The 5539-nt window shown below is 42.7% G+C and carries 3 protein-coding genes and 1 pseudogene; 3 read left to right on the top strand and 1 reads right to left on the bottom strand.

Features of this window, described 5'->3' with window-relative positions; translation table 11 throughout:
- The first annotated feature begins 166 nt into the window (after positions 1 to 166).
- The 3 genes from D6D85_RS00205 to D6D85_RS00215 are packed head-to-tail and all read left to right on the top strand — an operon-like array spanning position 167 to position 5309.
- Complete coding sequence (locus D6D85_RS00205) at positions 167 to 1720, top strand: ATP-binding protein (protein ID WP_125670025.1); 1554 nt, start codon at positions 167 to 169, stop codon at positions 1718 to 1720.
- Positions 1705 to 2973 carry a metallophosphoesterase family protein gene (locus D6D85_RS00210; RefSeq protein ID WP_125670026.1) on the top strand — a complete coding sequence of 423 codons (1269 nt, stop codon included), beginning with the start codon at positions 1705 to 1707 and terminating at the stop codon, positions 2971 to 2973. The genes D6D85_RS00205 and D6D85_RS00210 overlap by 16 nt, the downstream gene beginning before the upstream one ends.
- A gap of 2 nt (positions 2974 to 2975) precedes the next feature.
- Entirely contained in the window at positions 2976 to 5309 is a 2334-nt protein-coding gene (locus tag D6D85_RS00215) for an AAA family ATPase (RefSeq protein ID WP_125670027.1), read from the top strand.
- A 39-nt stretch (positions 5310 to 5348) separates the two neighbouring features.
- Here the strand turns inward: D6D85_RS00215 and D6D85_RS15895 are convergent.
- Positions 5349 to 5539 (bottom strand): annotated as a pseudogene (locus D6D85_RS15895) (hypothetical protein); the annotation flags it as partial.

The following is a 5539-nucleotide window of genomic DNA, read 5'->3' on the forward strand; positions in this document are numbered from 1 at the left end:
CCGTTCACAATTAAGCCTCTTCTTGATGTGGACGACCTTGTCAGGTTCAGGACTGACATCTATAAGGAGTGCTACGAGCCCCTTATCATAGAAGCCTTGAGAAGAGCTGGGCTGAAGGCTGTTTTGACCAAGCGTGATCTCAGGGAGTTGATGGTGAGGTGATTTGATGGAAATTCAGGAGCAGGTGGGCACTGTTTTGGATGGTGCAACCCCGCTGAATTTTCCCTTTAAGGTGGTAAAAGGGGATATCCCTCTTCATGAGTATGTGAAGGTTGAAGTTGGCAAGAACGTGGTATTGGCAGAGGTTGTTGGAGTCGGTGCTAGAAACCCCATTGTTAGGGAGAAGATTGCAACACTTGGAATAAATGGTCTGGAGAGATATGGCTATGAAGTAGCTGTGGCAGAGGTTCTAGGATATCTTGAGGATGGTAGGATTATGAGGCCCAAGTATGCACCTAAACCCAATACACCAGTCTATTTAGCTGACACTCAAACTCTTCAGGCCTTTTACAAGGGGGATATGGAGAGGCTTCCGGTCTACATCGGGACGCTCATCCATAGGGAGGATGTTCAGGTTCCAATCCACCTTCAAGATCTTTCATTCCACCTTGGGATTTTCGCACAGACAAGAGGGGGTAAGTCCTACCTTGCAGGGGCTGTAATGGAGAAGATCCTCACAAACACAAACTTTCCAGTCATAGTGATAGATATCCATGGTGACTATGTTATGATGGACAGAGCAGCGGAAAACGACAGAAAACATGACAAGTTCAACGTTATAGTGTATTATCCACCCAATGCTCCTCGAATAAAGGGTGTAACGGCAGAGGTTAAGGACTTGAAATTAAGCCCAAAACAGATGACAAATGAGGCATTCTTGGAGCTTTTGGGCGGAAGATTAGGAGAAATACAGTCCATATGGATTAGAAAAATAATTAAAGAGTTCAGGGAAAAAGGAAGATCGTTCGGTCTCAAAGACATTATCAAGGAAATAGAGAGTATAGTGGAGAATGCGGATAAAACTTCTGACACCAATAACAAGTTACAATCAGGTGAAAAGAAGAGATTATTATCCATTCTTGCAAGGCTTGAAGATCTTGGGGAGGAGATCGAGCTTCCTGCTGAAGAGACTCCTGTGCAGGAGTTTCTAAGGCCAAAAACCCTGAGCGTAATCTGTCTGCGCGGTTTAAGATCGAGAATTCAGGATGTATACACAGGGATTTTGATAGATCTAATCTTCAGGAACCAAGTAGCTCACTATGGAGATCTGAAAAAGGCTCCACCGGTATTCATCTTCATCGAGGAGGCACATAGAGTTGCATCACAGGAAGGAGGTAGATATGCCTCAAAGGTCATCTCAACAGCCATAAGGGAAGGAGCTAAATTCGGGCTTTTCTTAGCTTTGATAAGCCAGAGGCCCAGAAACATAAGCCCTGATATAATGGCAAATATTGGAAACTATGCTGTCTTGCGAATTACAAATGCTCAAGATCAGAACATGATAGAAAGTGCAAGCGAGAGCTTCAGCCACAGGCTTATAGATGATCTTCCAGCCCTAAACCAAGGAGAGGCTGTTTTAGTTGGTCCTTTTGTTCCACTACCAGCTATAATAAAAGTTTCCAAGAGAGAGACAGTCCATCATGGTGTCACTCCAGAGTTAGCTTTAATAAATAACAAAATATCTGAGCTAATAAAGGAGGTGAGATGGGAGAGATGGTGAAGATAGGGGTTTTTGCAGACACTCATGTGGGCAGGTCCATCCCAAATGCCATTGCAGATTATCGGAGGCAGGCCTTTAGGCATGCGTTTACTCAGGCTATAGACATATTCATCGAGGAGGGTGTTGAACTTGTGATTCATGCTGGAGATCTCTTTGAGAGGAGGAGCATGACAGCTCCTGATTCTCTTTTTGTCAAGGAAGAGCTTCAGAGGCTTGTCGATTCTCTGGGTCCTGAGGTCAGGATATTGATGGTGAGGGGCAATCACGATGGCACACCCGAGAACAGCACCCTTGATTATGTTCTTCACCCATTGGCTAAATATCTGAGAGTTTTGGGCGAGGAGACCCTACAGGGGAAACCTAATATTTATGAGAGCGGAGATTTAGCTATTATTGGTTTCGGTTACACGCCATATACCTCTTCAAAGCTGGATGAAATCAAGGAAGCCATAAAGGAGAAATTTAACAGTTCCAAGGCTGAGCACAAGATCTTCCTAGCACATATGTTCGTTGAGGGCCAGGATATCCCTCCAAATGTGCCAGAGTATCAGGTGGCAAAGCTAGACACAGTGAAATATCTTGGTGCAAACATGGTAATTGCAGGTCACTATCACAAGTACATCTTGGCTGAAAAGCCCGATCTGTATCTGCTAACTCCTGGTGCGACTGAGTCAATAGATCTTTCAGATGACTCGCCTCATGGAGTCTGCATTTTGAATCTCGATCAGCATGTAGACTGCAAATTCCTGCCCATAAAGCCCCTTTACAGGATTAAAAATGAGGTCATAGACAGCGAAGGCGCGGTTCAACAACCTCAATGGTTTATTGAAAGAGCTATTGCAGCTGCAAGCGAGTTCTCGGATATGATCAGAAAAGAAAAGGAGCAGGGCATACTTCGCATAGCCTTGCGCGGGTTCTTGGATGGAAACAGATTTGACTTAGAAGCTGAGATAGAAAGACAGATGAGGGATATCAGCAAGGAAAACTCAAATATCCTGCATATTGAGGTTGACAATGACTTAAGCGAGCTTAGGCATGTGGGAATCAACATCCCTGAGCATATGAGTAGAGAGGAGTTCCTGCAGGAGGTATTCAGCATCCTTGGAGAGAACCTTATGGCTCAAGCTTTAACCCTAGCTGATGAGGTGCGCATGGCGCTTGAGGAAAGGGCAAGCACCCAGACTGGCTTGCTGAAGGAGTCAGATAGGGCTCCTTTTGTTGAGAAGTGGCTGAAGATAATGGAGGCTGGATAAAAATGCAGATCGAACGTTTGGAGCTGAGAAACTTTGAGGGCTATAAGAGGGCAGAGATAAATTTTGAGAGGGGATTAAATGTTATAACAGGCAGGAACTCAACTGGAAAGACAACACTTCTGGATGCTCTGCTTTTTGCTCTATTCGGCATTGTGCCGGGACTGGAGAAGAGATCACTAAAATTGCTGGTTTCAAGGCTTCAGGGCACAACAGGAAACATGTCAGTCAAACTCTCAGCCAATATAGCTGGAAAACATGTCGAAATTCTGAGGGAAGGGAGGCTTATAGGGAGGGAAGATGAGGCTAAAAGATTCAGAATGACGAGATTGGGCCTAAAGATAGATGGAAGGGAAGTTCCAGTAAACAACGAGGAGGAGCTAAACAAGAAGATAACCGAGCTCATGGGAATGGGAATAAAAATGTTCACAACCCTTGTTTATGCAAGGCAGGGAGAGCTTACAAACATACTGGAGCCTAAAAAAGAGGATATGGACTTAATTTTGGGCATATCCCTGATGAAGGAGCTGGTGGAGCAGTTGGACTCTGTGAGGAAAACTCTTGAAGAATACGAGGGAGAGAATGCAAAGACAATTGTTGCAGTATTTAAAGAACGGCTTCTAGGGGTAAATCAACGAATAGACCAGCTAAATGATCAAATAAAAGATCTTTCTGACGAAATTAAGATCCTAGAGGATATAGTGGGGAAGGCGAAGTCTGAAGAAGTTGGGAGACTTCTCCAAAAAATAGACAAGAGAGAATCTTTGCTAAAGGATATACGTGATAAAGAGGTTGCCATATTAAACACCTTAAAAGAGAAAGAAGCTAAGAGCACAGAGGACCTCAACAAGCAGCTAGAAAAATTAGCAGAAGAGGAGAAAAAGCTCGAGGAAACGCTTAGAGGGCTTGAGAAAGAGAAATCACGGATTGATGGTGTAGTGCAGCAGATTAGTTCAAGGTTATCTAAAATAGAAGAAAACCTCGAAAATGCGGGAGTTTCCTCTATCAATGAGCTTGAAGAAAAAATCTCGTCAACTCAAACAGAGCTAAACAAGAAGGAAGAAGAACTAAATGCAGTTAATAAAGAGTTTGAAAAAGTTAATCAGAGTAAAAACGAGCTTGATGGCAGGTTGTCTGCACTAAGAAATGAAATAAAGTCTCATCAAGATCTGCTAGCAAAAGGTCTTGCAAATTGCCCGACATGCGGACAGAAGGTTGATCCAGATTTAGTTAAACAAATTATAAAGAAAAAAGAGGATGAAGCAGACAAGTTAGATAAAGAACTTAAAGAAGTAAATGTTCAGTATGAAGACCTGAATAAAAGGATCAAACAGCTGGAAACAGATAAATCAAACCTTTCTACATATCTATCCAACCTTCAGAAAACTTACGATAAGCTTACTAAATTATTAGGAGGTGCTACAAAAGAAGAGCTGGAAAAAAGGCTGAGCAAAGAGCGGGAAAATCTTAAGCGCATCCAGCAGGTAGTTGACGAGAATAAAGGAAAACTGGTGGAATTGAGAGGTAGAAAAGATGATCTCCAGAAAGCATATAATAACGTTAAATCCCTTGAGAATGAGAAAAAGAAGCTTGAGAAAGATCTTCAGGAGTGTATAGAGGGAATAAGATCCGATCTTCAAGCTTTGGCTTTTCCGTTTGAGCCAAATGATCCAGATTTAAAGGCTAAAATAGCTGAAAAGCTACCACTAAGCGTGGAGGAACTGAAAAAGAAGGAAGACGAACTTAATGAAAAAAGCAAGAAGCTAGAAAGCATGAAAGAAAATCTCAAGGAGCTGAATAATAAGAAGAAGGAAATTGAGGAGAAGATAGATAAGCTTGAAAAGAGGCTTGAAAAAGCCAAAATCTGTGAGGAACTGATCGAGAAAATAAAGGGAGGAATTGAGAGGCAGAGAGAGCTGAGGCTGAGGTGGATAGCGGACGAGGCTCTAAGAGTTTACGAAACTCTCACAGATCAGAGGGTTTACAAGGCCTTCAGGATAAACAAAGATGATTACACTGTGGAGGTATTTCCAGCGAATCTCGAGGGCTATATACCGGCAAAAAGGACAGGAGGAGGTCATCAGACGCTGATAGCATTGGCTATAAGAGTAGCTCTTCTGAATGTCCTGAACCAGCGAAGCCTAATTATATTGGATGAACCAACATACGGAGTTGACTCAGAAAATCTTCCACAGTTGATGAGCTACTTCTCAGAGATAGCGAAGAAGATAGATCAGGTAATTCTAATAACTCATTATGGGCTGGGAGAGGAAGAGGCAGCCAACATAGTAAGAGTGGAGATGGCTGAAGATGGTACATCGACAGTAAAGCATATATAGAATACCAATTCATATATTCCATTGTATAAGATTTAAGCTTTACCTCATAAACCCAGTGGTCTCTCGGGATTTCTTCCTGTAGATATCGTCAAGCTCTTCTCTTGTCATGCATCTGTCTGTTGAGCCGACACGTATGTAAGGACATTTGTCCTTAAGCAGATAAGGCTTGTTCTTTCCTTCTTTCACCTCTATTAGGGTTAATGGTTTCTCTCGTACGTAGATCTCCTTTA

It is taken from the genome of Candidatus Methanodesulfokora washburnensis (assembly GCF_003947435.1).
Taxonomy (GTDB): domain Archaea; phylum Korarchaeota; class Korarchaeia; order Korarchaeales; family Korarchaeaceae; genus Methanodesulfokora; species Methanodesulfokora washburnensis.